The organism is Acidihalobacter yilgarnensis (assembly GCF_001753245.1).
Taxonomy (GTDB): domain Bacteria; phylum Pseudomonadota; class Gammaproteobacteria; order DSM-5130; family Acidihalobacteraceae; genus Acidihalobacter; species Acidihalobacter yilgarnensis.
On record NZ_CP017415.1, the window covers coordinates 1615010 to 1641693 of the forward strand.

Here is a 26684-nt window from a genome sequence, read left to right on the forward strand (position 1 = left end):
CAGCGCGCGCTTGGCTCAATGGCGGACCGGACCGCCGGTATTGGGCAGCATTAGGCTGAAGACACAAGCTATCACCCCCACACCGACGAGCACCCACAGCACCTCGATCAGGCCGGCGTGACTGGCGACCAGGCCCAGCAGCATCAACGCTGCAGCGCCGAGTCCGTTGGACACGCCCAGCGCGATGCCCGAGCCCATGGAGCGGTTCTCGGGGAAGATGTCCTGGCCGATCACGATGCTGATCGGCAGGGTGGCGAACAGGGCGATGCCGAGCAGGCCCAGCAACAGCCACTGCGCCAGTCCGGTTACGTACATGAACAGAGCCAGCAGCAGCGTCGAGGCGAGGATGGCGGTAAACACCACGCGCTTGCGACCGAACAGGTCGGAGAGTTGCCCGCCGCCGACATTGCCGATGATGCCGACTACCAGCAGCACGCTGATCAACGCGGAGGAGTCGACCAGCGAGTGGCCGCGGTCGTGCCACAGGATTGGCAGATAGGTGACGATGCCGAAGATCATCAGCGCGCGCAGGCTAGAGAAGCCGACTAGGGCGGAGAGCGGTCCCAGGTGGCGGCGCCAAGCGATGGGGGTGGCGTTGGGGTGGCGCGGCGGCTGTACGGGCAGCGTGTTCCATAGCAACGGCACGCTGAATAGTGCCGGGAGTGCTAGCAGCCAGAGGTAATGCAGGCCCCAGCCGGCGACCACCAGGCTGGCGAATAGCGGCCATAGACCGCGACCGACTTCACCGCCGACCAGAAACAGCGCGAGGCCGAAGCCCTGTCGGCCGCGACTCAGCGCGCGCGCGCCGGCGAGCGCTTGCGGGTGGAACAGTGAATTGGAAATGCCGATGACGATGAGCACCGGAATCAGCACCCACAGATTGGGCGCGAAACCGATCATCGCGCCGGCGAGATTCGAGCCGAGAACGCCCATGACGATGAACATACGTCCGCCGAAGCGATCCGCGATCCAGCCGGTGAAGGCCTGGAGCGCCTGGCCGATGAGCAGGGCGGCCATGACCGTGCCGGCCAGGCCGACGTGGAGATGTAGATTGAGCAGGACGGCAGGGAGCACGCCGGGCAGATAATTGGCGGCGCCGTCGTTGAGAAAGTGGAGCCAGCCCAGTCCGCCCAAACGATTATACAGCGGGCGGTCGGCGTCGACTTGGACGCGGTCGCTGGCCAGTTCGGATGCGCTCATCGAAATTCCTTGCAGGTTGAAAATTAGGGAGCTATCTATTTTCGCAGATTGCCGGGAGGCTGTCAGCCACGGTGGCTGTGCGGTTTATCGTCGGAGCAGGGGCCGCAGTGACGGCCAGACGTTATCGAGCAGTTGCGGCTGGGCAGCGGCGGTCGGGTGGATGCCGTCGGCCTGCATCAGCGCCGGGTCGGTAGCCACGCCTTTGAGCAGGAACGGTACCAACGGTGTGTGTGTTTGTCGGGCCACGGCCTCATAGACTCGATGGAACATCTGGGTATAGGCCGGGCCATAATTGGGTGGCATGCGCACACCGAGCAGGAGCACGCGCGCACCGCCGCGCTGTGCAGTCGCAACCAGTTGTTCGAGTTGCGCGCGGAAGGTCGCGATGGGTGTGCCGCGAAGACCGTCGTTGCCGCCGAGTTCGATGACGACCAATGATGGGTGGTAGCGTGCCAGCTCGGCGGGTAATCGGGCCAGGCCGCCCGCCGTGGTATCGCCGCCGATGCTGGCGTTGACGACGCGATCGGGATAGCCTTCCTGGAACAACCGCGCCGCCAGCAGGTGGACCCAACCGGCATCGACCGGTATGCCGTGAGCGGCGCTCAGGCTGTCGCCGAGGATCAGGATGATGGGTGCCTTGGCCGCTGCAGCGGCGGGGCCGGTGGCGAGCAAGACGATTAACAGGCAGCGGATGAGGGTGGCACGCATGGTGGAGGATTCTAGCGCGTCGGCCGTGACCGCGGTCGGTCTGTCCAAATCGATTCACGGACCGGACGGGGTGTTGAGCATACTCGATGGCGTGGATCTGCGTGTCGAGGCGGGTGAGTCGGTGGCGATCATCGGCGCCTCCGGTTCCGGCAAGTCGACCTTGTTGGGGTTGCTCGCCGGATTGGATGCGCCGAGTGCGGGTGATGTCTTTCTCGCCGGAGAAGCTCTGGGGCCGCTGGATGAGGACGGGCGTGCCCGTGCCCGCGCGGGCCGGGTTGGCTTTGTATTCCAGTCTTTCCAGTTGTTGCCGGGGCTCACGGCACTGGAGAATGTGATGTTGCCGCTGGAGCTGCTTGACCGTCCGGCGCGCGGGCCGGCCTTGCTGGTGCTTGAGCGCGTCGGCTTGGCCGCGCGGGCAGCACATTATCCGCATCAGTTGTCGGGCGGCGAACAACAGCGCGTGGCCATTGCGCGGGCCTTCGTGACCCGTCCGGCCGTACTGTTCGCCGACGAACCGACCGGTAATCTAGACGAGGCTAGCGGCACGCAGGTGATCGACCTGCTGTTTACCCTCAATGCCGAACAGGCAACGGCGCTGGTCTTGGTCACTCACGACGCGGTCCTTGCCGCACGCTGCGCGCGGCGCTACCGGCTGCAGGCCGGACGTCTGGCGCCGTGCTGAGCGGGTTGCTGCCGCCGCGTCTGGTCTGGCGCGCGCTGCGCCGGGACCTGCGTGCGGGGGCGCTGCGCGTGATTGTGTTCGCGCTGATCGTGGCGGTCGGCGCGATCACCGCGGTCGGCGTATTCACCGACCGCGTTTCGCGCGCGATGAGCGACCAGGCCAGCGGCCTGTTGGGAGCGGATTTGGTGCTCGATTCAGCGGATGCGATACCCGGTGCGGTACGCGCGCGGGCGCGTAGCCTCAATTTGCAGGGCGTCGATGCGCTGGGTTTTCCCAGCGTGGTACTCAGCGGGGAACACACCGTTCTGGTCATGGTTCGGGCGCTTGGCAAGGGTTATCCACTGCTGGGCGAAGCCAAGCTGTCGGATACGCCGTTCGGCACGGAGCGCACGGTCCATGGCCCGCCGCATACGGGCACCGTCTGGTTGAGTCGAGAGGCGCTTGAACGTCTGGGACTCGCGGTGGGTGAGCGCCTCCAGCTCGGCAATGCGCATTTACGTATCGCTGCGGTCGTGCGCGAGGCACCGGGTACGGGTGCAGGATTGTTCGATTTCGCCCCGCGCCTGATCATGTCGCTGTCCGATGTGGCCGCCACTGGCCTGGTGACCCCGCAAAGTCGCGTGCGTCACGACCTGATGCTGGCAGGTCCCTCGGGGGGATTGATGCCATGCGCCGTTGGCTGGTTACACACGCGCCGGTCGGTATGCAGGTCGAAGACGTGCGGAGTGGTCGGCCCACGCTGCGCGTGGCGCTGGATCGTGCGCAGCGCTTTCTGTCTCTGGCGGCGCTGGCTGCGGCACTGCTTGGCGGTGGTGCAATCGCCGTTGCCGCGGCGAGCTTTGCACGTCGGGAGTCGGACCAGAGCGCGTTGATGCGCTGTCTGGGGGCGAGCGGTTCGATGGTGTTGCGTCTGGCGATCTGGCGGTTACTGGTTGTCGGATTGTTCGGGAGTTTGCTTGGGCTTGCGCTCGGCGCACTGGCGCAATGGGGATTGTCGGCATTGCTCGCTGGCTGGTTCGCCACGCGCCTGCCATTACCTGGCTGGGGGCCCTTCGGTGTCGGACTGATCAGTGGATTGGTGTTGTTGCTGGGCTTCGGCCTGGTGCCGGTGCTGCAGGTTGGGCGTGTGCCGCCGCTACGCGTGTTGCGGCGCGAGTTGAGTTCGATGCCGGCCTCCGCGTGGCTGACCGCAACCGCGGCCTTGGCGGCGATGGGCGGGTTGCTGCGCTGGCAGACGGGTGATTCGCAATTGTCGCTGTGGGTGATCGGCGGTGGATTGGTGACCGTGGTGGTGCTGTGGACCGTCGCGCGTGGATTGATGCTGGGACTTGCGCGCTGGCATCCTGGCGGCACACGTTTCGGCTGGCGTTTTGGGCTGCGTAACCTCGGGCGGCGCGGTCCCTTGGGCGCGGTGCAGCTCGCGGCGGTGGGTCTGGGTCTGTCGACGCTGCTGCTGCTTGCCTTCGTGCGCGGTGATTTGCTCGATGCCTGGCGGCGAAGCCTGCCGGCGGATACGCCGAACCAGTTTGCGATCAATATCCAGACCGCACAGCGTGACGGCGTACGCGCACTCTTTGCGGCGCATGGGTTGCCCGCGCCGGACTTCTACCCCATGGTTCGGGGGCGGCTCGTTTCGATCAACGGGAAGCCGGTGCGCGCGCGTGATTACGCCGATGGTCAGGCGCGTCGTTTGGTGCGCCGCGAGTTCAATCTATCGTGGGCCAGTCACTTGCAGAAGGGTAACCAGCTGGTGGCAGGGCACTGGTGGGCGAGCGAAACACCGCGCGGATTTTCGGTGGATCAGGGGATCGCGCGGACCCTTGGTATTCATCTGGGAGATCGATTGGGTTTCGAAACGGCGGGTCAGGCATTTTCCGGCAAGGTGGAGAGCCTGCGCAACGTGCGCTGGGACAGTTTCAGGCCGAATTTCTTCGTGGTGGCCGTGCCCGGCATGCTCGATGGTCTCCCTGTGAATTGGATCACGAGTTTCTATCTGCCGCCGGGTCATGCGGCCTTCCTGCCTGCGCTGGTGCGGGCTTATCCGGGGGTTACCCTGTTCGATGTCGACCGCCTGCTGGCGCAGGTGCGTTCTATCATCGAACGTGGCGTCCGTGCGGTTGAGTATGTGTTTGCCTTTTCGTTGGTGGCCGGGCTGATCGTGCTTTACGCCGCTATCGATGCGGCACAGGCGGCACGACGGCGCGAACTGGCCGTATTGCGCACACTGGGTGCTTCGCGTCGCCAGCTGCGCCTTGCGCTGGCCGCCGAGTTCGCTGCACTGGGTATACTGGCGGGCGTGATTGCCAGCGCCTCGGCCAGCCTGTTGGGATACGTACTGGCCGTCCATATCTTTAATCTCGACTACTCGCCAGATCCACGGTTATGGTTGGTCGGAGTCGCCAGCGGTACGTTGCTGGTGTTGGCGGTGGGTCTGTGGGGGACGCGCGCCGCCGTGCGCGTGCCGCCACTGGTGGTGCTGCAGTCGCCAGATTGAATATCAGTGCAGAGTGCCGGAGTTCACCCTTAGATGAAACAGACCCCAATACCGCAGTCTGATCAGGCGTCGTTGAATGAACAATTGCTCGCTGCCGTGGAGGATGCGCGTCGCGAGGAAATGACGCGTGCGCTGGCACATCTGGCCGATGCCGGGGAGCGTGAGCGCAAGCGCCCGGATGGGCGTGCCGCGGCCCTGCGCTTGCTGGAAATGGGTGCCGATATGGATTCGGTGCTGGCTGCAGTGCTGGCTGATCCCAGGTTGCGTGAGCGCCTGTCGCCCGAATTCCTGACGGAAACGTATGGCGCGCCGATGGCGGCGCTGGTGCGCAATATCCATTGGCTGAATACCTTCAAGGAATGCCGCGAGGAATTCGTGCAACCGCCCGAACAGGCCGAGCATCTGCGTCGTATGCTTCTGGCGATGGTCGATGACGTGCGTGCGGTGCTGGTCAAACTGGCCTATCGCGTAGAGCGCCTCCAGCTGCTGGCCGAGGAATCCTACGAGACGCGGCGCTGCATTGCGCGCGAGACGCTTGATATCTATGCCCCGCTGGCCAACCGCCTGGGTCTGGGTCAGCTCAAGTGGTCGCTGGAGGACTTGGCCTTCCGCTACCTCGAACCGCAGACCTACAAGCGACTGGCCAAGTCGCTTGAGGAAACCCGTGATTCGCGTGAAGGCTACGTCAGTGGTTTTGTGAACGAGTTGCAGGGGGCGTTGAAGGCGGAGGACATCGAGGCGGAGGTCTACGGACGGCCTAAGCATATCTATAGTATTTACAATAAAATAAGTCGAAAAAATATTGATTTAAATGATCTTTATGATATCCGTGCCGTACGTGTGCTGGTCGACCGCGTGTCCACTTGCTATGCCGTTCTCGGCGTGGTCCATGGCCGTTGGACGCACATTCCGAAGGAGTTCGACGACTACATCGCCAATCGTAAGGAAAACGGTTATCAATCGCTGCATACGGCCGTGATCGGGCCGCAAGGCAAGGTTGTCGAGGTGCAGATTCGTACGCACGAGATGCACGCGCTGGCGGAGCAGGGCGTGGCTGCACATTGGCGCTACAAGGAAGGCGGGCGCCACGACCAGGCACTGGACCGCGCGGTCAGCTCCCTGCGCAATCTGCTGGATCATCGAGACAATGACGAGGAGTTGCTGGAGAGCTTCCACGCAGAGCTGTTCGGCGACCGCGTCTTCGTGCTCACGCCACGGGGCGACGTACTCGATTTGCCCAAGGGCTCGACACCGCTCGATTTCGCTTACACCGTACACTCGGAAGTCGGGCATCGCTGCCGAGGTGCCAAGGTTGACGGACACATCGTGCCCCTGACCTATATCCTTAAATCCGGCGAGCAGGTCGAAATCCTTACCGCGCGCGAGCCGAATCCCAGCCGTGACTGGTACAACCCGAATACCAACTACCTGTTCAGCGCCCGCTCACGTGCCAAGGTGCGTCACTGGTTCGCGCAGCTTGACCGCGATCAGCATCTGGCCGATGGCCGGACGCTCCTGGAGCGGGAATCCCATCGTCTGGGTGTCGCCGTGCCCGATCTGGATGTGCTGGTGCGCCGTTTTCACCTGCAGACATCTGACGAGCTGTTGTTGGCTATAGGACGCGGCGATGTCCGTCCCGGGCAACTCGCCTCAGCGTTGCAGGGGCCAGCCGCACCCGCACAGTTGCCTACCGCTGGTATGCGTAAGGCGCCTAGCCGGAATGGACAGGCGGACCGCGATGCCATTCGGGTGCAGGGCGTCGGTAACTTGTTGACCCAGTTTGCCCAGTGCTGCAAGCCGGCCCCCGGCGATCCCGTGGTGGGCTACATCACGAAGGGTGAAGGCGTGGCCATTCATCGCATCGACTGCCCGAATATCCTCAACATGCCGGATGCGCAGCGCAAGCGCCTGATCGAGGCGGATTGGGGCGATCAGCCGCACAGTTACCCGGTGGATATCCACATCGAGGCCTACGACCGTCAAGGTTTATTGCGTGACATAACCCACGCGCTGTCGAACGAAAAGATCAACGTGCTCGCGGCCAATACCCGTACGAATCGAGACGATCAATCGGTCATTATGGATCTTGAGGTGGAGATCGTGGACATCACGCAGCTTAGTCGGATACTGGATAAGCTGGCACAGCTGCCGAATGTAATAACCTCAGAGAGAAAGCACTAATAAATTAATGTCTTATATATTAATCTTAATGTTGATTGATGATTGTTTTTCTTGGGTGACTCGCCTACCCGGCGCTGATGTGGCGACCGTGTAGATACCGCTCGTTTCACCCGTTCCGAGCGCCTTCCCGACATTGCGATCCAGCGAGGTAATCCCATGCCTGTAGCCGAACTCGATGATTTGCGTATGCATTACCGCCTGGAGGGGCCAGAAGGCGCGCCCGTGCTGATACTGTCCAATTCGCTGGGCGCCGCGCTTGAAATGTGGAATCCGCAAATGCCGATCCTTGGCGAGCGCTTCCGTGTGCTGCGTTACGACACCCGTGGGCATGGACGTAGTGGCATCACACCGGGGGCCTATACGATTGAGCGCCTCGGGCGCGACGTGGTCGAATTGCTTGATGCGCTGGGCATAGCGCGCGCGCATTTTTGCGGACTTTCCATGGGCGGCATGACCGGCCTCTGGCTCGGCATTCATGCCGCCGATCGCTTGGGACGCCTGGTGTTGTGCAATACGGCGGCTCGTCTCGGAACGCCTGCCGATTGGGATGAACGCATCGGCTTGGTGACCGGGGGTGGGATGAACGCCGTGGTCGGTGGGGTGATGGAGCGCTGGTTCACCGCGGACTTCAGGGCGCGTGAGCCGGCTGAGTGTACGGCGATTCAAGCCATGCTCAACACGACTTCTCCGGTTGGTTATGTGGCATGCAGCGCAGCCATTCGCGACATGGATTTGAGCGCGGATCTGGGACGGATTCGTGCGCCGACGCTGGTGGTGGCCGGTACGCAGGATGCCGTAACGCCGCCAGAGGGAATGTGTGCGCTGGCGGCCGCTATTTCAGGTGCGACACTGATACAGCTTGAGGCTGCGCACCTGTCCAATGTCGAGGCCGCGAGCACATTCACGCCGGCCGTCGCGGGTTTTCTTGAAGCAGGAACGCTCGGATAGGCGGCACCTCAGCATGCCTGGTACGCGCTTGTACCCGTTTACGCCATTGGCACCGGCAATCATGGATTCAACCGATATACTCATTGAATCCGTAAATCGCGGATCGAGTCACGGACGGGAGGAATGTGAATGTCGATGAAGGATACGAGACGCAGGTTTGGTTGGTTGACTATCACTAACCATTGGCTGACGGCCACGTTGGTCGTATTGATGCTGTTCGTTGGCTTTTATATGGCGAATCTGCCGCGCGGGCCGGAAAAACTACAGATGATCGGTGTGCACAAATCCATCGGCGTCACGGTGTTGGTGCTGGCAATCCTGCGGGTCTTCTGGCGGTCGCGCAATCCGATGCCAGACATGCTCGGCAACCCGCCGGCTTGGCGCCACCTGCTCGCGCGGAGTGTTCAGTTCACCCTGATCGGTCTCATTGTGTTGATGCCGATCACTGGCTGGATCATGTCCTCGGCGGGCACCCAGTCTCATTCTTCGGCCTATTCACGTTGCCGGATCTGGTGGGCAAGAGCAAGCCGCTCGGCGGGGCCTTCCATGAAATCCACGAAATCCTGGCCTTCATCATCATCGCTCTGCTCGTCGTTCACGTGCTGGCCGCGCTCAAGCACGCCTTTCTGGATCGCGACTCAACTCTGTTGCGCATACTGGGGCGCCCCGGGCGCGACTGAGTGATACGCCTGTTGCGAATGGGCCGCCCGTGCCGTGCGCCGGCGGCCCATTCGCGGCGGGTCTATTCCACGACAATCCGTCCCTTCATGCCGGCCTCGCGATGGCCGGGCAGCAGGCAGGCGTATTCGAACGAGCCGGGTTTGTCGAAGCGCCAGACCAGGCCGCCGCGCTGGCCGGCGTTCAGGCGGATCATGTTCGGCGCGGCATGCGACATCTCGGGCATTTTACGCATCATTTCGGCGTGTTGCGCCAATCGGTCTGCGGTGCCGATCACCATTTCGTGCACCATGCGGCCTTCGTTGCGAGCGAAGAAACGAATCGTCTCGCCCGCCTTGACGCGCAGGTCGGCGGGGGCAAAGCGCATGTCGTCGCTCATGTGGATGTCGATGGTGCGGTCGACCTTGGCTGGATCGCCCGGCTGCCCAGCCATGCCGCCGTGCATCGCCTGCCCGTCGCCGGTCATACCTTCGTGCATGCTCATGTCTCCGTGCATGTTGTTCATGTGATCCATGCCGGGCATGCTGTGTCCCGGCATCTGTGCGTCGCCGGACATGGTGCCGGGCATCATCGGCGTCTGCTGCTCGCCGCTCGCCATCGCGAGGGCCGGCAGTAGGCTGATGAGCGCGATCAGTATGGATTTTTTCATCTCGTGTCTCCTTGACCGGGTTTCGGGGCGAAATCTTTGGTGGACGGTTCAGAACCAAAAATGGAGGCCGGCAACCCAGCGCGTCGTGCGCGCAGGTTCTCCGGCGGCTCGGGCGAGGTCGGCTGTTTCGCCGAATTTTCCGGCCCACTCGACGCCGACGTAGGGCGCGAACTGGCGGCCGAACTCATGCCGCAGGCGCAGGCCGGCACTGACATCTGACAGACCGCTGCCGATGTTTCTGGCCGCGTCGCGCTTGCCGTACAGATTGGCTTCGATACGTGGTTGCAGGATCAGCCGTTGGGTGATCCGCAGGTCGTATTCGGTCGCGGCGTGCAGCGCGGTGCGACTCTGGCTGCCGACGTAGGCGGTGACATCGGTCTCGAACCAGTAGGGCGCGAGCCCCTCGAAGCCGAAGGCCAGCCAGGTGCGCGAGGGATCGACGCCGTTGTCATGGCGCACACCAAGCTGACCGTTCCAGAAAGTGGATAGCGCGTGGCTCCAGAAGGCCTGGGTGGTGGCCTCCTGCAGCTTGCCCTGCGCGACATGGCCCTCGGCCTTGATCACCAGGCGGTCGAAGTCGCGGCCGATCCAGGCCTGGGCATCGTAGGCGGTGGCGTTGCCGTGAGACGTAAAGACGCGTTCCAGCCGGTCGACGCGTACGGCGTGAAACAGCTTTTCGTCCGCAAGGTGCAGGCGCTGGCCGTCGGGCAGTGAGTAGGCACCGGAGGTGAGGGTGTAGCCATCGGCGTAGGCGTGTGGGTCGCGCGCGTCGGCTGGGGCGCTGCCGCCCTGCATGGACATGCCCTCGTGGTTCATCGCACCACTGCCCTGGGCCGCACCGACCGGGGTTCCGTGATTCATGTTCGCGTGATTCATGGTCGAAGGGTCTATGCTCGCAGAGCCCATATTTCCGTGATGCGGAGCGTCGCCGCTTCCCGTGTCCGGAACGGACGTTGCGCTGCCGTGCATCATGGCGTCGTGCTGCATCGGCGGTGCGGCGATGTTTGCTGCAGGCGAGGTATCGGCTTGCGCCGTGGCGCTGGCGAGCAGCGCGGTGATCGCGAGTCTCAGGATCGGCGTGCGGGGCAATTTCATCGTCATTCTCCTCTCGGCGGCGCCCGCGTTCAGGCGACCACGACCTCGCGGAACATGCCCGCATCCATGTGGAACATCAGGTGGCAATGCCAGGCCCAGCGGCCGCGGGCGTCGGCGGTGATCAGGAAACTGACGCGCTGCGCGGGCTGCACCGCGATGGTGTGCAGGCGCGCCTGGAATTCACCCGTGGGCGATTCGAGCTCGCTCCACATGCCGTGCAGATGCATGGGGTGCGTCATCATGGTGTCGTTGTGCAGGATCACGCGCAGGCGTTCGCCGTAGCGGAAATGCACCGGCGTGGAGTCGCCGAAGGGCAGGCCGTCGAAGGCCCAGGTATAGCGCTCCATGTTGCCGGTCAGGTGCAACTCGATTTCGCGTTCGGGGCCGCGCGGATCGATTGGCCCGCCGAGGGTGTGTAGGTCGGCGAGGGTCAGGCTGCGGCGACCGTTGCCGCGTAAGCCGACGCCGGGGTCGTCGAGATTGGTGCGTGGCATGTCGACGCGCATATCGGTGCTGGGGCCGTATTCGGTCCGAGCGTGGCGCACGGGGCGTGCGCCCTGGGCAGCGGTCGGCATGGCCATGCCGTGGGCGCCATGGTCCATCCCTTGGCTGGCCTGATTCATGTCCGCTTGCCTCATTGAGCCGTGGGCCATGCCGCCCATTGCGCCCATCATGTCCGCCATGGTGAGTTGTTCGATTTTGTCGAGCGCGGGCACCGGCGCGGTCAAACCGCCGCGCACGGCGAGTGTGCCGCGTGCGTAACCGCTGCGATCCATGGGCTGCGCGAAGATCGTGTAGGCATCGTCACGCGGGGTCACGATCACGTCGTAGGTTTCGCCGGGGCCGAAGCGGAACTCATCCACTGTGACCGGCTCGACGTTGACTCCGTCGGCCTGCACCACGGTGAGCTTGAGCCCGGGGATACGCACGTCGTAGAAGCTGTTGGCGGCACCGTTGACGAAGCGTAGGCGCACACGCTCGCCGGGACGGAACAGGCCAGTCCAGTTGCCGGCCGGCGTGGTGCCGTTCATCAGGTAGGTGAGCGTGGCGCCTGATACGTCTGCGAGATCGGTCGGACTCATGCGCATCTGGTTCCACATGCGACGCTGGTCGATCGCGGCGGTCACGCCCTCGTGCGCGGCGTCGCGGAAGAAATCCACCGCCGTGGGCTGATGGTAGTTGTAATAGGCGCTCTGTGACTTGAGCTTGGCGTAGACCCGCATGGGATCCTCGTCTGTCCAGTCGGACAGTGCGATCACGTGCTCGCGGTCGGCGCGGATGGTCTCGCCGCCGGCCGGCTCGACGACGATGGCACCGTACATCCCGGTCTGCTCCTGCATGCCGCTGTGCGAGTGATACCAATAGGTGCCGCTCTGGCCGACCTTGAAGCGGTAGGTGAAGGTCTCGCCGGGCGGGATGCCAGGGAAGCTGATGCCGGGCACACCGTCCATCTGGTAGGGCAGAATGATGCCGTGCCAGTGGATCGAGGTGGTTTCGCGCAGACGATTGGTCACGCGCAAGGTCACGGTATCGCCCTCGCGCCAACGCAGGGTCGGCGCCGGGATCGAGCCGTTGATGGTGGTGGCAATGCGCGGGCTGCCGGTGAAATTGACCGGCGATTCGGCGATCACGAGATCGAATTCGGTCCCTCTGAGCACTGATTTGCCGGTCGAAGGCGCGCGTCCGGCGCCGGTTGCGGCGGCCGCAATCGCGGGTGCAAGGCTGAGCATGACACCGCCAGCCGCGAGGCCTTGGACGAAGCGCCGGCGGCGAAGATTGGGGGTGGCGTCAGGGCTGGTGGGGTGACGGGACATTCGGCTACTCCTCCCTGCGGATGTCTGTTGGTTGCGCCCCAAGCGGCGACAGCCGGGGACTTGTCAGTCAGCCTATGGCGTACGCGCTGTCCACCGCATGACCGCTTCATTACATTGATGTCATGCTGGGCACTCCGGCGACGCGCGGTTAAGCTCAGGGCGTACGGCACATGCAGGTGGATAACGGAGGGGGTATGAAGTTGCTGGTGGTCGAAGACGAGGAAAAGACGGGTGAATACCTACGCCAGGGCCTTGCCGAAGCCGGGTTTCTCGTCGATCTGGCGCGCAACGGCCTTGATGGCCATCACCTCGCGATGACCGGCGACTACGACCTTGTGATGCTCGATGTAATGCTGCCCGATGTTGACGGTTGGCGCATCGTGCGTGCGCTGCGCGAGGCGGGCAAGCCGGTGCCGGTGTTGTTTCTCACCGCGCGCGACAGCGTCGAGGACCGGGTCAAGGGACTGGAGCTGGGGGCCGACGATTATCTGGTGAAGCCCTTCGCCTTTTCCGAGCTGCTGGCGCGGGTGCGCTCGCTGCTGCGTCGCGGCGCGGCGCCGGTGACGTCCGACCGCCTGACGGTGGCCGATCTTGTCCTCGACCTCCCGCGGCGGCGCGCCAGCCGTGGCAGCGCGCGCATTAACCTGACCAACAAGGAATTTGCGCTGCTGGAGCTGCTGGTGCGAAGGCAGGGCGAGGTGCTGCCACGCTCGCTGATCGCTTCGCAGGTCTGGGACATGAATTTCGATAGCGACACCAATGTGATTGACGTGGCGATACGCCGTCTACGCGCCAAGGTCGACGAGGGCTTCGAGCCGAAGCTGATCCACACCGTGCGCGGCATGGGCTACGTACTCGACCTGCCGGACGCCGAATGAGTCGCCGTCCCATCTCTCTCGCACTGCGGGTGACGGCCCGCGTAGGGCTGGCCACCTGCCTGCTGTTTCTCGGTTTCGGCTGGGTCATCGAGCGTTCGATCGAACATCATTTCGCGGAGCAGGATGCCGGTGTACTCGCCGGCGTGGCGAAGGCGGTCGTGTCCGCACTGGACACCCGCGCCCCGCAGATTCCGTTGCACGAAGTGCTGGCCCGGGCGGTGTCCGCCGAGAAACGTGTGTACGTGGTGGTGACAGCTGCCGATGGCAGCCATCTGTACGCATCGCCGGGTCCGGGGTTCGCGCCCTTGCTCAGCTCGGCGCTGCCCGTCGAGCGGATCACGCCCGGCAGCTTGTACGTCTGGCGTGAGGACGGTAGCCGTTATCGGGGTGCGATGTTGCGCGCGGAGGCTGGACCGACCGGACACTCGATGCCCATCACCATCGCGGTGGCGATGCCAACGGACTTCCACCAGCACTTCCTCGACTGGTTCCAGCGCACGCTGTGGATGACCACCGCCTTCGCCTGTCTCCTGGCCATTGCCGCCGCCTGGTTCGCGGTGCAGCGTGGGCATGCACCGCTGCGCGACATTAGCGCGCGCATCCGCGGCATCACCTCGGCGCGCCTGGACACGCGTCTATCGCCCGAGGCGGTGCCGGTCGAGCTGGCCGAACTCGCGACCTCGTTCAACGATATGCTCGAACGCATCGAAGACAGCTTTCGCCGTCTGTCGTCCGTGTCCGCCGACATCGCGCATGAGCTGCGCACGCCGGTGACCAATCTCGCGACGCAGACCCAGGTGGCGCTTGGACGCGCACGCAATGCCGAGGCTTATCGCGAGATTCTGTATTCCAACCTTGAGGAATACGAGCGTATGGGCAAGATGATCGGCGACATGCTGTTCCTTGCCCAGGCCGACAACCGCCGTCTCCGGCTCGAACGCGACGCCGTCGATCTCGTGGACGAGGTGCGGGCGTTGTTCGACTTCTTTGAGGCCTGGGCGGAAGACCGCCACGTCTCGCTACGACTGGAGGGAGAAGCGCGAAAAGTGCCGGGAGATCGTCTGATGCTGCGCCGTGCCGCGAGCAACCTGCTCGGTAACGCCATCCGCCACACGGCCGAGGGCGGCACGGTGACTGTGCGTCTAGCTGAGAGCGATGAGTCGGTGACACTCACCGTGGAGAACTCCGGGCCTGCGATAGAACGCGTGCATCTTGACCACCTGTTCGAGCGCTTTTACCGTGCCGATCCTTCGCGCCAGCGCAAAGGGGAGGGCGCCGGTCTCGGGCTCGCCATCGTCAAGTCCATCGCCGAGGCCCACGGTGGATCGGCGTCTGTCGATTCGGTCGAGGGGCAAACGCACTTCCATATCCGACTGCCGCGCCGTGTCGCTGGCTAGTACGCGAAAAATAGGGGTTAGTTCTGCATTTTGAACCGCCCCGTTTTTCGCGGAGGGTGTAGGGTTGAAGTTAAGCGGGGCAACGGGCTTTGGTTCCCTAGAGATCTGTGCCAAATGTCGCACACAGGCGTGCATCGGTAGAGCCTCCAACTGCAAATGGGCTGAGTAATCACAGTGCGGCCGTGTCCTATCGTAGGTCTTAGGAACTTCGATTACGCACCTGTGTTCACTGGGTTGTACCGATGCGTCAACATGCGTTACCTATCACCAGAACATCCGCAATGACGACGGCAGTACGACCGAGGCGGTGAGCATCGGTGACTGAACCTCAGTGCGTTGCTTAGATTCAGTTGAGGGATGATTTCCTCAGCGACAACTCAAATCCCGCTTACACAAAATCTCTCTTCCCAGGCCAGGCCACTTTTTGAATGATGGCCGGCCGGGGGCATTTGCTGTAGCCGGTGACTATCGGATCGAGTCTATTTGCCGCCGGTTCCGTAACCCCCGCCGCCCATCATAGCTTTGGTCGGTCGCGTGGCCTCGTAGGTGCTGAATTTAGATTTCGTGTATATCGGGCCGCTCTTGAGTGAACTCCTGGTAATGTTTGCCGGGAGGACGAGATTGCCACCCTGAAGCTGAAGTTGCTTTATTGGAATTGCCACTTGCTTCTTGCCCATGCCCAAAAAGCCGCTCGCACCCAGTACAGCATAAACGCCATGATCGCTGTTGCTTGTCACTAGCTTGGTGACATCCCCAACCTTTATACCCGCGGCGGTAACGACTTCCTTGTCTACGTAGTCATGCCGATTGATGACACCCGTAGTCGACGTTTGCTCGGTTTGCGCCTTAGATTCATCGGGTTCGGAGATGTTCTTGTTGCCGTTTTGGGCATTCATCCCAAGCCGTGAGCCGGACTGTGCGCCCAGCGGTTTTGCATCGCTCGAAGTAGATTGTGCCCATAAGGGGGCACTCAGGCCGATAGAAAGAATGGCCGCAACAGCGACTACAACAGTGGGTTTTTTCATGGTCCATTCCTCTTGATATTTGTGATTTTCCGTTTGCGGTATGAACGTTACCGCGCAAAAAATCTCATCGTAGAGACTCGTATTTTGGTATTCGACTTATGGGGAGCCTATCGCTCGATCATTTCTTTGTCGGTACGCTGGCGCACTAAGTAACGCCAATGCTGATGTCTGGCCGGATTCTTTCTGCCTAACGGCGAGGCAGGAACCCGAACTGAATGACAGGGGTTGCTGTAGCCACGCTCAGACCAGTGCCATAGCCAAGCGGAAATCGTTCGAGTGAGCCACGGAGGTAACTACCGCCGGGCCAATATCGAGGGTGCGGTAAACACGTATTCAATGACCAGAAAGTAGATTGGCAAGCCTCTAATACAAATGGTATCAGACCGAAATGATGGGGTGGTTCGGTGTGGCTAACCGTTACCCGGCGGAGGTGTATTTTGATCTGGTTGAATGTTTCTTTGAGCTTGGAAGTTCGCGCTCAAACGGGAGAATGCAGTTGTTCAGAAACACGATTCCGGAAAGAGGCGGTGGATTGATTGCGCCTATCGAACGAGGGCAGGGGAGGTGGGCGAGCAGGGTGGTGAGGTGGCGTCAAGAGCTGATGCGCGCGGTCATTTTTTGTGACCGCGCGCTAACGACGGCAGTGCGATAACCGCGGCTTATACGTAATCGGAGCCGGGGTTTAGATTCAATTGCCGTCGGTATCACGGGTATTTTTGAGAATCTTGCCGGTCTTCGCATCGACTGCGACATCGTGGGTCATGTGATGGCCGACGATATCGAAGCTGTAACGAAGGCCGCTTCCACCGAGCTTGTACTTGAGCTTCTCTTCCACGATTGTGCCTGGGTATGCCTTCAGCGCGAGTAGCTGCGCCTGGTGCATCGTGATCTTGGCGTCGTGCTCATACTGCATGCCCGGGTAATCGAATGCGAAGGCACTCTGCGAGGCAAGGATGATCGCAGTGGTGGAAAGGGCTAACAGAATACGCTTTGACATGGAATACCTCTTGGGTTGTGAAAATGATTGGATAATGAATGGCTTGGCGGGCAAAACACCCGGCTTAGGAATTTTCCATGCGTGACGACAGAAGGCGTGAAGGCGCGAATCTGGCGGACATCGGCAACATCCTTGTCAAAGTGTTGTCCTGCCAGATGAAATGGTGGATCAACGAAAATGCCAAGTGCGCAAGAATGCTGTAAATCATGATATTGCCCAGTTCCTGGTGATAACTGATCAGGGCCAGTGAATATTGCAGGCCTTCTGATTCACTGATGATGGTGGGCAAGGCGAAGCCGAGAAAATTGACGTTGATACCGCGTGTCTGCAGCGCGACGATACCGAGGAACGGAATGACGATTAGCATGGCATAGAGCGCGATATGCACCAGCAGTACGCCGAGTTTATGCAACGTGTGCAGCGCGGGTTGAATCGGCGGGATGCTGTGCGTGAGACGCCAGCCGATGCGGAACCAGACGAGCGCGAATAATATCAAGCCCGATTGTATGTGAAACGTCAGGATGCCGTCGTTGAGCGCTTCATCATTGAATACGCCCTTAGTTTCGATGAGCGCGATCGAAATGATAAACAGTATTGCCATGCTCCAATGCAGGTATCGGTAGGTTTTTCCGTAATTCAACATGAAAACTCATCCATTCAACTTTTTTGCGTGATGTTATGTGTGCTTCAGGTGCGACCAAGATAAAACCTGACCCAGACCTTGAAGTTCAGTTCGTCACCGATCAGGTTATTGGGCGGTGAAGGAATGGTGGCATCCTTGACCGCGGACAATGCCGCTTGATCGAGCATCGCTACGCCGCTGCTGACGATGATGTGCGCATCCAAAACGTGGCCTGCCTTGTACATGAATGACACCCGCGCCTTACCCGTGATTTGTGAAATTTTCGCGGCATAAGGATAGGTGGCCGCACTTTGGATGGCATGCCTGACCTCGCTACGGTAAGCATTGCTGACCGTGGGTTTGGCCGGTGGCGTCGGTTTTGCCGGGGCGACCTGCTTGACCGGGATGGGCGCCATCCGGTGTACCGGTAGCGGGTGCGCCACGGCGACCTTGCGTGGATGGTGCACCGGCTTGTGCACCACGACATGTCGTACGACGTGCCGGGGTACAGGTTTCGCCGGCTTCACCGCCGGGCGGTGGTGCACGACCTTTGGCGGCGGTGCGTGATGCACCGGTTTCGGCACGACCGGCGGTGGTTTGACCGGCGTTGGGACCACTGGCGTTTTGGGTTGTACGGTGGGCGGCACCGGTTTATGGACTGCAACCGGCGGCGTCGGCAACAGCATCATCTGTACCGCAGGAACGTCGGGTGCCTGACGGACTTGATGTGCCAGTGTTATCGCGAGCACAAAGAGCAGGAGCAGTTCGAAACCCAGCGCACCGATGGCGGCTTTCGGCAAGGATAGTGTCACTGAATATTCTCTTGAATCATGAATGGGCGCGCGTCGCGGCGATGCCGATGTGAACCACGCCAGCGGTGCGGCAAGCATCCATGACAGCCATGATGTTTTGCAGATCAGTGGTTCCCGCGCCTGCAATCGTGACCACCGTGTGGCTCGGGTCGCCCTTTGCCATGAGTAGGTCGGATAATTGCTTCGGCGAAAGCAGCTTGCCGGCCACGTGGATCGTGCCCTGCGGATCGACGTCTATGACGACATTGGGATGCTTGAGCGTCGAGGCCGTAGAACTCTTGGGCAGATCGGATGAGACACCCTGCGACGGAATCATGTGCAGGGTGATCATCATGAAAAACACCAGAAGAAAGAACATGATGTCGATCATCGGAATGATCTCGATTCGTCCCTTTTTGGGTTCGAAATATTTCATACCCATTATCTGGCTGCCCCGGCCTGGTTTTTGATCGGACGCACGACATCTTTCTGTTGCTGATATCGCGTGTGCATCCGGTTGGCCAGCATCAGCTTGAGTGTCTCAAGCTGATGCATGACCACGCGTGCACGATTGTTCAAGTTGTTGAAAAAGAACAATCCGATGATCGCAATACACAGACCGGATGCCGTGGCGATCAATGCCTCGGCGACGCCGCCAGTGATTTTGTTGGGGGCGCTGCCGGGATTACCGAGCACATGAAACGCATTGAACATCCCGATGATCGTGCCCAAAAGTCCGAGCAAGGGCGCCATGGTGACGATCGTGTCCAGTATCCAGAGAAACCGATCGATTCTTGGGGCCGACTTCATGATCGATTCGTCCAGCTTGTCCGGAAAGCGATCGAAATCGTGACCGGTATCGTGTCTTAGCGCGACCTTGATGACGGCGGCATGTGGCAGGTTCGGATATTTGAGCGCGATTGCGTTGAGCACAGCTGTGTCAATGTGATCCGAGGTCTCGATTTCATCGATAACCGATTTCCCTTGCGACAGTGCGGTCCGCAGATACCACTCGCGTTCGATGATGACGGTCAGCGCGATGAACAGGAAAACCATCATCACGTAGAGAACGCCGCCTGAGGCTTGCGTTGCGTGGATTATGGATTGGAAATTCATCCGGATATCCTAGAGTTGCGTTGACAGGCTGAGCATGACGCTACGGCCAGGCAAGGTGTAGTAGAGGGCATAACCATTCAAACCGGTATTGCCGGGGCTCATGACGGCGCCTGAGCGATTGAACAAGTTGTCGATCTGAAGACGTACGGTCGTATGCTTCATACCGTAGTTGCCAAAGTGATAGCTGAATGAGGCATTGGTGATCGAATAAGCGCCGAAGCTGATGTTGTTGCCGTTTACATCGGTGCCGCTGTAGCGCGGGCCGATTTCCTTGACCATCAGCGATGCGTAAACAGGCCAGAGGTTATAGATGACGCTGGCGGCGGCCGTGTTCGTCGGTGCATTGTCGATGACCGGCTGCTGTGGATTGGTGACCGTGCCATTGATCGAGAAATTGCCGTAAACGCTCAGACCGTTGCCTACGTAATACGTACCTTCTGTCTCGATACCTTTGAAATCCACACCGCCGGCATTTTGCCAGTAGGTAACCGTGCCTGAGGCATTTTGAACCGGCTGCGAAAAATTGCTCTCGTTGATGTAGTAAACATCGCCGCCCAAGGTCAAGCGACGTGTTTTCCAAGCCGTGCCAACCTGATAATTCAGGGTTGAATCAGGCTTGGGCTGGCCCGTGACCTGCGCCGTGCCCTGTGATTGAATCGCGCTGATTTGAGGCGGCAAAAAGCCCTTGGCGACCTGCCCATAGACCGACCAGTGGCGGCTCAGATAATAATTAGCGGTCAGCGTGGGGAGAATGCTGGTCCAGGTCTGGTTCGTGGGCGAAGTACCGATGTCGGAGGTGACCGGATTGTTGTTACGGGTGAAAGAGTTGTACTTGACGCCCGGCGTAATCGTCAGATTATGGGTGGGCCGCCAGACATATTCCGCGTACGGTTGCACGGAAGTGTCACTGCTGCGGTAAGCGCCAGAGTTGCCCAGGCTCCAGTTTCCGGTAGTGAGGTCAGCATTCTGGTTCCACACATTGTGATTCTGGTGGTCGACCCAGATGCCGAATTTGAGGTCGCTCAGGCCGATCGAGTCGACCACGCGCAACACATCACCGAACGAACGATACCAGGTCAGACCATAGACGCCAGGCACACCGTTGGCAGAAATGCCGGCAATACCGCTCGCCGTGCCGTTGGGCGTCTGTCCGTTCGGGTCGACGCCGGCCAACGCGTAGTGCGTGTAGGAATTCGTGTAGGCCTTGTTGTCGAGCTTCCAATGGTCTTTCTGTATCTGGTAGTCGATATATTCAAAATCGGTCTTGAAATGATCCCAGTTATAGCCGTAGTAAGCCTGGCTGTTGGGATTGGTGTTCAAGCCATAATTATTGCCGTATTGCGCAATCTGCTGGGCGGTGGCGCCCGGCGATGCATGCTGTCTCGTCTGGTTGACCATGAGAACGAACGTCAGCGCACTGTCTTCGTTGATTGGCTGGATATATTTGACGAAAAGATTGTTGCGTGAGGTATGTTCGTTTGTAAGGTAACCGTTTGATGTATAGCGCTTTAAATCGACGATCACGCTCGCGTCGTTGTGCTTCTGCATGACACCGGAATCATATTCGATGCCATAAAGTTGGGAATTGAAGCTGCCGTAGGCGACATAGGGCGTGATCGCGGCGATGTCGGCGGTCGGATCCTTGGAGTTCATCGCGATGGTGCCGCCGAATGTCGCATCACCTATCGTGCCGGCGCTGCCCGGGCCGCGCGTTATCTTCATGCTGCCGGTGTCGCGCGCCATGAAGTAATCGTTGACGTGATGGGTGAAATCATCGCCATCACAGAAGGGTATGCCATCGAACGTGACGTTGTACTGGCCGTCCTGAAATCCGCGTAACGACAGGCCGCCCTGATCGCTGCCGCCGGCGCCATTCGGGCTCAAATTCCACACGCTCGGGGATACCTGGGCGATATCGTTATAGTTTCCGGCGGAAGGGATATTGTTCTGGATGAAGTGTTGGCTGATCGTTGACTGAGGTTCGCTGGCGTTTAATGAACCCTGAGACGGTGCCTGGTAGGGCGCTGATAATGCGTTGCTCGGCATACCGCCATTATTTGATCCAGCCGACACGCTGCCGAGGTCTATCGCGTTGGCAGTCGAGATGCCATCAATTGCGATTGAGCTGAGTAGGATTTGCACAATTAATTTTTTCTTGAATTCCATTTTCATCGCATCGCTCCCTAGTTGATGGCGGCATAAGTTAAAGGAGTTATGTGTATCTGTTGTTACAGAAAAATGACCTCATTCAATAAGAAAAAAGAATTTAAAAACAATGAACTATATGAAATATTAGAGAATGACATATCGATTATTCTTATTGCCATTACTCTGTATGTGGGTAATGTTTTTTTTTGGTGATTTTTGGATTTTCGATTCAAGAATAGAGGGGCTGGGGCGAATGAACGTATGGGAATAATCCGTGGTCGATTGCGCTATCGATGATGGGGCGAGTTTTACGGGGTGTTTTAATAGTGCTTTTGAGTTTTACGGAAAATAATGAGTTGGGATGGCTCAGGATCATGATGAATCGCGAGAATTACAGCGCACGCAATCGTTAATGCGATCGTGGGTGCTGGAGAGCGCGTCGAATAACCAGTGTGGCAAGTGCATTCGATGCGGTTTTGCGGTCTAAGAGAGATAGCTCCGCTGGTCGTGTATGACGCGACGGTTGTTGGCTAGGCAGGGTGGTATCGAGATTGCTTCAGGTGCGGAGGCGTCACTGTCGCGCGCTATGTTGCGTATGGCGCAGCGATTATCGCGCCGGCGGCGCGGATTGCGCGATATCGAGCGCGATGGCTTCGGCCACTTCGATGCCGTCGATCGCGGCGGAGAGAATGCCGCCGGCATAACCCGCGCCTTCGCCGGCCGGGTAGAGTCCCGGTGTGTTGATGCTTTGATAGTCGTCGCCGCGCCGGATACGGATGGGCGATGAGGTGCGTGTTTCCACGCCGGTGAGCACGGCATCGTGCAGCGCGAAGCCATCGATCTGTCGAGTGAAGGCTGGGATTGCCTCGCGTATCGCCTCGATGGCGTAGTCGGGCAGGGCGCTGGACAGGTCGCACGGCTGCACCCCCGGCTGATACGAGGGGATGACTGTACCGAGTCCGGTCGACGCGACGCCGGCCAGAAAATCGCCGACCAATTGGGCCGGTGCATGGTAGTTACGCCCGCCGAGTTCGAACGCGCGGCTCTCCCACTGGCGTTGAAATGCGATGCCGGCCAGCGCGTCTTCGGGGTAGTCCGCCGGGCTGATGCCCACCACGATGCCGCTGTTGGCATTGCGTTCGTTGCGCGAATACTGGCTCATGCCGTTGGTGACGACGCGTTCCGGTTCCGAGGCCGCCGCGACCACCGTCCCGCCGGGACACATGCAGAAGCTGTATACCGAACGTCCGTTGCTCGCGTGGTAGGCCAACTTGTAATCGGCCGCGCCCAGCGCCGGATGGCCCGCATTCGGGCCGAGCCGACACGCGTCGATCAACGATTGTGGATGTTCGATGCGGAAGCCGACGGAAAACGGCTTCGCCTCCAGGTATATGCCGCGCGTGTGGAGCATGTCGAAGGTGTCGCGCGCGCTGTGGCCCACCGCGAGAACGACATGATCACTGCGCAGGTGATCACCATTCGCCAGGCGTACGCCGCGCAAACGACCGTTCTCGATCAGCAGGTCGTCGACCTTGCTGCCAAAGCGAATCTCACCGCCCAGCGACTCGATGGTGGCGCGCATCTTCTCGATCATGCCGACCAGACGGAAGGTGCCAATGTGCGGCTTGCTCACATAAAGGATTTCCGGCGGGGCGCCGGCCTTGACGAACTCCGTCAGCACCTTGCGTCCGTAATGCTTCGGGTCCTTGATCTGGCTATGCAGCTTGCCGTCGGAGAACGTGCCCGCGCCGCCCTCGCCGAACTGCACGTTGGATTCCGGGTCGAGCACGCCCTGGCGCCAGAGCCCGAAGGTGTCGCGCGTGCGCTCGCGCACGGGCTTGCCGCGCTCCAGAATGATCGGACAAAAGCCCATCTGTGTCAGGATCAGCCCGGCGAACAAACCGCAGGGCCCGAGGCCGATCACCACCGGCCGCGCCGGGAGATCCGTGGGTGCATGTGCGACGAAGCGATAGGCCGTATCCGGCGCCGGCCTGACATGCGGATCGCCCGCAAGGCGCGTGAGCACCGCCGCCTCGTCGCGCAGCACGACATCCACGGTGTAGACGAACAGAATGCGCGCACGCTTGCGGGCATCGACGCCGCGCCGGAAGATCGTGAAGTCCGCCACCGTGTCCTCAGTGACCCCGAGCCGCGCGGCGATGGCCTGCGCGAGCGCCTGTTCGGCGTGGTCAAGGGGGAGTCTGATTTCAGTCAGTCGCAGCATGGCATCGAGTGGCGCGGAGAAAGTGCGCGAAGTTTACCGGTATGTCTCGGCTGGGGGTACTGGGAGGCGTATCAACACTCCTGTGAGTCGCCACAGCGAATGATGATGGATGTTACAATACGAGACCTGACCCCAATATCCCCGTGCGTCCTCAGTGACCCCGAGCCGCGCGGCGATGGCCTGCGGGAGCGCCTGTTCGGCGTGGTCAAGGGGGAGTCTGATTTCAGTCAGTCGCAGCATGGCATCGAGTGGCGCGGAGAAAGTGCGCGAAGTTTACCGGTATGTCTCGGCTGGGGGTACTGGGAGGTGTATCAACAGTCCTGTGAGTCGCCACAGCGAATGATGATGGGTGTTGCAATACGAGACCTGACCCCAATATCCCTCGTGACCCGAATATCCCTGCGTGCGGGAGCGCCTGTTCGGCGTGGTCAAGGGGGAGTCTGATTTCAGTCAGTCGCAGCATGGCATCGAGTGGCGCGGAGAAAGTGCGCGAAGTTTACCGGTATGTCTCGGCTGGGGGTACTGGGAGGTGTATCAACAGTCCTGTGAGTCGCCACAGCGAATGATGATGGATGTTACAATACGAGACCTGACCCCTGTTTTCGCTCTAGTAAATGCTTATAAGAAATATCTAACCAATACCCGGACATGTCGATACCCAGATGAGGAACTGCTGGGCTACTTTCAATTTCTCCTAGTTCATTCACGCTAATTGAAAAAGGCATAATACTAACAGTGTCACCTTTAACAAGAAATATTCTAGGGTCTGGTTTTGAATCTGGCACTATCTATCCTTAGGCATGTAACGACAGCCATAACCGGCCCCGAAAAGCAGGGCGACGAAGGAGCGGCGCTTTTCGGGGCCCGAGTTTATGGCCTTGTTAGCTTTCGATTCCCCTGACCGAAATCACTAATCATCGTTTTCATTGGTTGGTGGTTTTTCAGGTACCATTCTATGTATTGCCATATCCAATATCATTGGCAACTCATCCACCATCATCATGAGATGCTTTGAGCCCCCCGAAAACTCAAAGAACATCTTGGAGTGCATCATGTGCTTCATCAATCGGCGAAGCCTATGAACTGTCTTTTCTGCATTTTCGGCGTTTCCGTCTCTTATTTCCCGGTATGCTTCAGTCAAGACCTCCGACAGCCACGGTAAATCCTCTCTATATATGCCGGCGAGCATAAGTAGTTGCAATGGCCCACCGCCATCTTCCATGGCAATCATGCTCATCTCTTCTAACATCCTTGGATGTATCCGACTCAAGCGACGACGTTTGTAAACTGACTCGCGATCCATCAGTTCCGGCTCTAACTCCCGCATTCTTGTATTTATCCCCCGGACACCAGTGACGAGTTCCTCAAGAATCTCGTGGTGAGGACGCATGTGTTTCTCAGAAGGTTCAGAGTCAGGTATATTCTCCACGGCTTCTTGGAGACGCGACCAGAGAGCGGGAACGAGTTGGTTTGCAATCTGCTCAGAGGTCTTTGTCTCCGAAAGCGTATTGATCGCTTTCACAATTTCCATCACGCCGGATTGTTCCATCTTCTGCGCTTGGAACTGGGAAAGTGGCCCGCTCAGATCGCTAAGCTCCAGACCAAATAGAAGCGGTATTACTTTTGCGTCCAGCATGGACTTTGAAAGAGCGCCTGACTCAAACAATATCCATTCGGAATGAAGGTTTTCAGGGGTGATACAAATGATTCCAAAATTCGAGGCTTCTAGCTCACCGGCTATTGCTTGAGCCCACCGGTCACCAGCGGAAATATCTTTATCTGATACCCAAGGTTCAACGTATTGCAGCACCATCGGGAGCCACTCACGCAGGGCATTCGCAAGCGCCTTGCTTCTTTTTCCACTCCAACTAATAAAGACTTTCATGATCGTTTTGTCTCCAACAATGTTCTTGCGCTGTCCAATCTCGCTTGCTCCATGCCGACTCCCCCCTCTTCAGAGCTAACAGTAAATATAGAGACCGACGGGTCCGGACATTTTTTAATATAGAGATCCACGAAAAAAGTCATTAACTAACTGTTTTTTCATCACTTTATCATTCGCCTGTCTCTATATGCGGGCATGAAAATGGGACGCGACAGCCGTCGCCACTCATGAGTAAGGTTAGCGACAGGTTCCCGCTGCAATTCTGCCGACCATCGGGTTGATACGGAAGGAGCATGAACGGCCGAATGTGGCCGATAGTGTCAGTTCGGTCATGGCCACGCAAAACTGTCATTCGCATCGCGCAGGCGAAAAGACTCCGCTGAACGGTGTTCACAGTTTTCCAGGCCGAACTCAAGATCGAGGTTCGACCGTGGCCTGGGTCTGGGAGTTCCCCTGATGTGATGATGGAAATGAGGGCGTTCCTTCCGGCTGGCGCCGATGGGCTAGAATGGCGGCTGGTTTATCGGTGACGGGTGTGTGATGGCGGGTTCGTTGTTTGATCAGCTCAAGAAGGCCGGTCTGGTCGACGAGAAAAAGGGCAAGCAGCTCAAGAAGCAGCAGCATCAGCAGCTCAAGCAGGGGAAGAAGCACAGCGATGCGGCGAGCGAGGCGGCGCGGCTTGCGGCCGAGGCGGCGCGGGAGAAGCAGGCGCGCGACCGGGAGCTGAATCAGGCGCGTCAGGCGCAGTTGGCGGCGAAGGCAGAGCAGGCGGCGCTGCGTCAGATGATCGAGGCCAATGCGCTGGCTGACTGGGAAGGCGATGTCGAATATCATTTCGTGGACGGCGGGAAGATCAAAAAGCTGTTGGTGACCCGGCCGATACATGCGCAACTGGCCGCCGGTACGTTGCGCATCGCGCGTCACGCGGGGGGGTATACGCTGATCACCGCGGCGACCGCCGAGAAGATTGCGCAGCGCGATGAAGGTGTGCTGATTCAGCTCGCCGACGCGGGCGAATCAATCAGCAGCGAGGATCAGGCGCATTACGCGCGCTTCGAGGTGCCTGACGACCTGATGTGGTAGCGCGCCTGCCGCGCTTGCCACAACCGTTTGGCCCGACGCCGCTTGGCGCCGGTTGAGTTTTCCGTCCGT

General features: G+C 59.9%; 23 protein-coding genes and 1 pseudogene. 10 read left to right on the forward strand and 14 right to left on the reverse strand.

Annotated elements, in window-relative coordinates; translation table 11 throughout:
• Window positions 1-15: 15 nt before the first annotated feature.
• Window positions 16-1200 (reverse strand): MFS transporter, encoded by a 1185-nt coding sequence (locus BI364_RS07765; protein WP_070078250.1) that lies wholly within the window; start codon window positions 1198-1200, stop codon window positions 16-18.
• An 84-nt stretch (window positions 1201-1284) separates the two neighbouring features.
• The gene (locus BI364_RS07770; RefSeq protein ID WP_070078251.1) at window positions 1285-1908 is read right to left on the reverse strand and encodes an arylesterase; all 624 of its coding nucleotides are present in this window, start codon (window positions 1906-1908) and stop codon (window positions 1285-1287) included.
• Between BI364_RS07770 and BI364_RS07775 the strand changes: the two genes are divergently transcribed.
• The 7 genes and pseudogenes from BI364_RS07775 (at window position 1907) to BI364_RS19135 (ending at window position 8893) form a co-directional block, all read left to right on the forward strand.
• Window positions 1907-2590 carry an ABC transporter ATP-binding protein gene (locus BI364_RS07775; protein WP_070078252.1) on the forward strand — a complete coding sequence of 228 codons (684 nt, stop codon included), beginning with the start codon at window positions 1907-1909 and terminating at the stop codon, window positions 2588-2590. The genes BI364_RS07770 and BI364_RS07775 overlap by 2 nt on opposite strands.
• A complete protein-coding gene (locus BI364_RS18610; RefSeq protein ID WP_233279595.1) occupies window positions 2584-3462 on the forward strand; it encodes an ABC transporter permease in 879 nt (292 codons plus the stop codon). Before BI364_RS07775 ends, BI364_RS18610 begins: the two co-directional genes overlap by 7 nt.
• Complete coding sequence (locus BI364_RS18985) at window positions 3408-5084, forward strand: ABC transporter permease (protein ID WP_322111777.1); 1677 nt, start codon at window positions 3408-3410, stop codon at window positions 5082-5084. Before BI364_RS18610 ends, BI364_RS18985 begins: the two co-directional genes overlap by 55 nt.
• Before the next feature lie 33 nt (window positions 5085-5117).
• Window positions 5118-7265 carry a RelA/SpoT family protein gene (locus tag BI364_RS07785; RefSeq protein WP_070078253.1) on the forward strand — a complete coding sequence of 716 codons (2148 nt, stop codon included), beginning with the start codon at window positions 5118-5120 and terminating at the stop codon, window positions 7263-7265.
• Between the two features lie 156 nt (window positions 7266-7421).
• Window positions 7422-8213, forward strand: coding sequence for a 3-oxoadipate enol-lactonase (gene pcaD, locus BI364_RS07790; protein ID WP_070078254.1), 792 nt, complete (start codon window positions 7422-7424; stop codon window positions 8211-8213).
• Window positions 8214-8348: 135 nt separating this feature from the next.
• Window positions 8349-8678 (forward strand): annotated as a pseudogene (locus tag BI364_RS19130) (cytochrome b); the annotation flags it as partial.
• A 35-nt stretch (window positions 8679-8713) separates the two neighbouring features.
• On the forward strand, window positions 8714-8893 hold the full coding sequence (locus BI364_RS19135; RefSeq protein ID WP_407639338.1) for a cytochrome b: 180 nt from the start codon (window positions 8714-8716) through the stop codon (window positions 8891-8893).
• 62 nt (window positions 8894-8955) lie between these two features.
• Here BI364_RS19135 and BI364_RS07800 read toward each other — a convergent pair whose 3' ends face one another.
• Genes BI364_RS07800 through BI364_RS07810 form a run of 3 tightly spaced genes read right to left on the reverse strand, consistent with a single transcriptional unit; the run spans window position 8956 to window position 12449 of the window.
• On the reverse strand, window positions 8956-9540 hold the full coding sequence (locus BI364_RS07800) for a cupredoxin domain-containing protein (RefSeq protein ID WP_070078255.1): 585 nt from the start codon (window positions 9538-9540) through the stop codon (window positions 8956-8958).
• 48 nt (window positions 9541-9588) lie between these two features.
• A complete protein-coding gene (locus BI364_RS07805) occupies window positions 9589-10635 on the reverse strand; it encodes a copper resistance protein B (protein ID WP_070078256.1) in 1047 nt (348 codons plus the stop codon).
• Window positions 10636-10664: 29 nt separating this feature from the next.
• Window positions 10665-12449 (reverse strand): copper resistance system multicopper oxidase, encoded by a 1785-nt coding sequence (locus tag BI364_RS07810; protein WP_070078257.1) that lies wholly within the window; start codon window positions 12447-12449, stop codon window positions 10665-10667.
• 194 nt (window positions 12450-12643) lie between these two features.
• On the opposite strand from BI364_RS07810, the gene BI364_RS07815 reads away from it, so the two are divergent.
• Window positions 12644-13327, forward strand: a complete 684-nt coding sequence (locus BI364_RS07815) for a heavy metal response regulator transcription factor (RefSeq protein ID WP_070078258.1) — start codon at window positions 12644-12646, stop codon at window positions 13325-13327.
• Entirely contained in the window at window positions 13324-14724 is a 1401-nt protein-coding gene (locus BI364_RS07820) for a Cu(+)/Ag(+) sensor histidine kinase (RefSeq protein ID WP_070078259.1), read from the forward strand. Before BI364_RS07815 ends, BI364_RS07820 begins: the two co-directional genes overlap by 4 nt.
• A gap of 479 nt (window positions 14725-15203) precedes the next feature.
• Here the strand turns inward: BI364_RS07820 and BI364_RS07825 are convergent, their stop codons facing one another.
• The 9 genes from BI364_RS07825 to BI364_RS07870 form a co-directional block, all read right to left on the reverse strand.
• A complete protein-coding gene (locus BI364_RS07825) occupies window positions 15204-15749 on the reverse strand; it encodes a PRC-barrel domain-containing protein (protein WP_070078260.1) in 546 nt (181 codons plus the stop codon).
• Between the two features lie 688 nt (window positions 15750-16437).
• A complete protein-coding gene (locus tag BI364_RS07835; protein ID WP_070078262.1) occupies window positions 16438-16746 on the reverse strand; it encodes a PepSY domain-containing protein in 309 nt (102 codons plus the stop codon).
• Between the two features lie 64 nt (window positions 16747-16810).
• Window positions 16811-17389 (reverse strand): cytochrome b, encoded by a 579-nt coding sequence (locus tag BI364_RS07840; protein ID WP_070078263.1) that lies wholly within the window; start codon window positions 17387-17389, stop codon window positions 16811-16813.
• A 44-nt stretch (window positions 17390-17433) separates the two neighbouring features.
• Complete coding sequence (locus BI364_RS07845) at window positions 17434-18180, reverse strand: TonB family protein (RefSeq protein WP_156782667.1); 747 nt, start codon at window positions 18178-18180, stop codon at window positions 17434-17436.
• 16 nt (window positions 18181-18196) lie between these two features.
• Window positions 18197-18601: an ExbD/TolR family protein gene (locus BI364_RS07850; RefSeq protein ID WP_322111774.1), complete on the reverse strand. Its 405-nt coding sequence runs from the start codon at window positions 18599-18601 to the stop codon at window positions 18197-18199.
• Window positions 18601-19275: a MotA/TolQ/ExbB proton channel family protein gene (locus BI364_RS07855; RefSeq protein ID WP_083251243.1), complete on the reverse strand. Its 675-nt coding sequence runs from the start codon at window positions 19273-19275 to the stop codon at window positions 18601-18603. The genes BI364_RS07850 and BI364_RS07855 overlap by 1 nt, the downstream gene beginning before the upstream one ends.
• 9 nt (window positions 19276-19284) lie before the next feature.
• Window positions 19285-21447, reverse strand: a complete 2163-nt coding sequence (locus BI364_RS07860; protein ID WP_070078266.1) for a TonB-dependent receptor — start codon at window positions 21445-21447, stop codon at window positions 19285-19287.
• Between the two features lie 583 nt (window positions 21448-22030).
• Window positions 22031-23647, reverse strand: a complete 1617-nt coding sequence (locus BI364_RS07865; protein WP_070078267.1) for an NAD(P)/FAD-dependent oxidoreductase — start codon at window positions 23645-23647, stop codon at window positions 22031-22033.
• Window positions 23648-24557: 910 nt separating this feature from the next.
• Entirely contained in the window at window positions 24558-25532 is a 975-nt protein-coding gene (locus BI364_RS07870) for a toll/interleukin-1 receptor domain-containing protein (RefSeq protein ID WP_070078268.1), read from the reverse strand.
• A 540-nt stretch (window positions 25533-26072) separates the two neighbouring features.
• Here BI364_RS07870 and BI364_RS07875 point away from each other — a divergent pair.
• Window positions 26073-26615: a DUF2058 domain-containing protein gene (locus tag BI364_RS07875; protein WP_070078269.1), complete on the forward strand. Its 543-nt coding sequence runs from the start codon at window positions 26073-26075 to the stop codon at window positions 26613-26615.
• The last annotated feature ends 69 nt before the right edge of the window (window positions 26616-26684 follow it).

Bases quoted from the DNA above. Each gene is read 5' to 3' on its own strand.
- BI364_RS07765 (WP_070078250.1), bottom strand. From the start codon at position 1,200: ATGAGCGCATCCGAACTGGCCAGCGACCGCGTCCAAGTCGACGCCGAC.
- BI364_RS07775 (WP_070078252.1), top strand. From the start codon at position 1,907: ATGGTGGAGGATTCTAGCGCGTCGGCCGTGACCGCGGTCGGTCTGTCC.
- BI364_RS07770 (WP_070078251.1), bottom strand. From the start codon at position 1,908: ATGCGTGCCACCCTCATCCGCTGCCTGTTAATCGTCTTGCTCGCCACC.
- BI364_RS07785 (WP_070078253.1), top strand. From the start codon at position 5,118: ATGAAACAGACCCCAATACCGCAGTCTGATCAGGCGTCGTTGAATGAA.
- pcaD (WP_070078254.1), top strand. From the start codon at position 7,422: ATGCCTGTAGCCGAACTCGATGATTTGCGTATGCATTACCGCCTGGAG.
- BI364_RS07800 (WP_070078255.1), bottom strand. From the start codon at position 9,540: ATGAAAAAATCCATACTGATCGCGCTCATCAGCCTACTGCCGGCCCTC.
- BI364_RS07805 (WP_070078256.1), bottom strand. From the start codon at position 10,635: ATGAAATTGCCCCGCACGCCGATCCTGAGACTCGCGATCACCGCGCTG.
- BI364_RS07810 (WP_070078257.1), bottom strand. From the start codon at position 12,449: ATGTCCCGTCACCCCACCAGCCCTGACGCCACCCCCAATCTTCGCCGC.
- BI364_RS07815 (WP_070078258.1), top strand. From the start codon at position 12,644: ATGAAGTTGCTGGTGGTCGAAGACGAGGAAAAGACGGGTGAATACCTA.
- BI364_RS07820 (WP_070078259.1), top strand. From the start codon at position 13,324: ATGAGTCGCCGTCCCATCTCTCTCGCACTGCGGGTGACGGCCCGCGTA.
- BI364_RS07825 (WP_070078260.1), bottom strand. From the start codon at position 15,749: ATGAAAAAACCCACTGTTGTAGTCGCTGTTGCGGCCATTCTTTCTATC.
- BI364_RS07835 (WP_070078262.1), bottom strand. From the start codon at position 16,746: ATGTCAAAGCGTATTCTGTTAGCCCTTTCCACCACTGCGATCATCCTT.
- BI364_RS07840 (WP_070078263.1), bottom strand. From the start codon at position 17,389: ATGTTGAATTACGGAAAAACCTACCGATACCTGCATTGGAGCATGGCA.
- BI364_RS07850 (WP_322111774.1), bottom strand. From the start codon at position 18,601: ATGGGTATGAAATATTTCGAACCCAAAAAGGGACGAATCGAGATCATT.
- BI364_RS07855 (WP_083251243.1), bottom strand. From the start codon at position 19,275: ATGAATTTCCAATCCATAATCCACGCAACGCAAGCCTCAGGCGGCGTT.
- BI364_RS07860 (WP_070078266.1), bottom strand. From the start codon at position 21,447: ATGAAAATGGAATTCAAGAAAAAATTAATTGTGCAAATCCTACTCAGC.
- BI364_RS07865 (WP_070078267.1), bottom strand. From the start codon at position 23,647: ATGCTGCGACTGACTGAAATCAGACTCCCCCTTGACCACGCCGAACAG.
- BI364_RS07870 (WP_070078268.1), bottom strand. From the start codon at position 25,532: ATGAAAGTCTTTATTAGTTGGAGTGGAAAAAGAAGCAAGGCGCTTGCG.
- BI364_RS07875 (WP_070078269.1), top strand. From the start codon at position 26,073: ATGGCGGGTTCGTTGTTTGATCAGCTCAAGAAGGCCGGTCTGGTCGAC.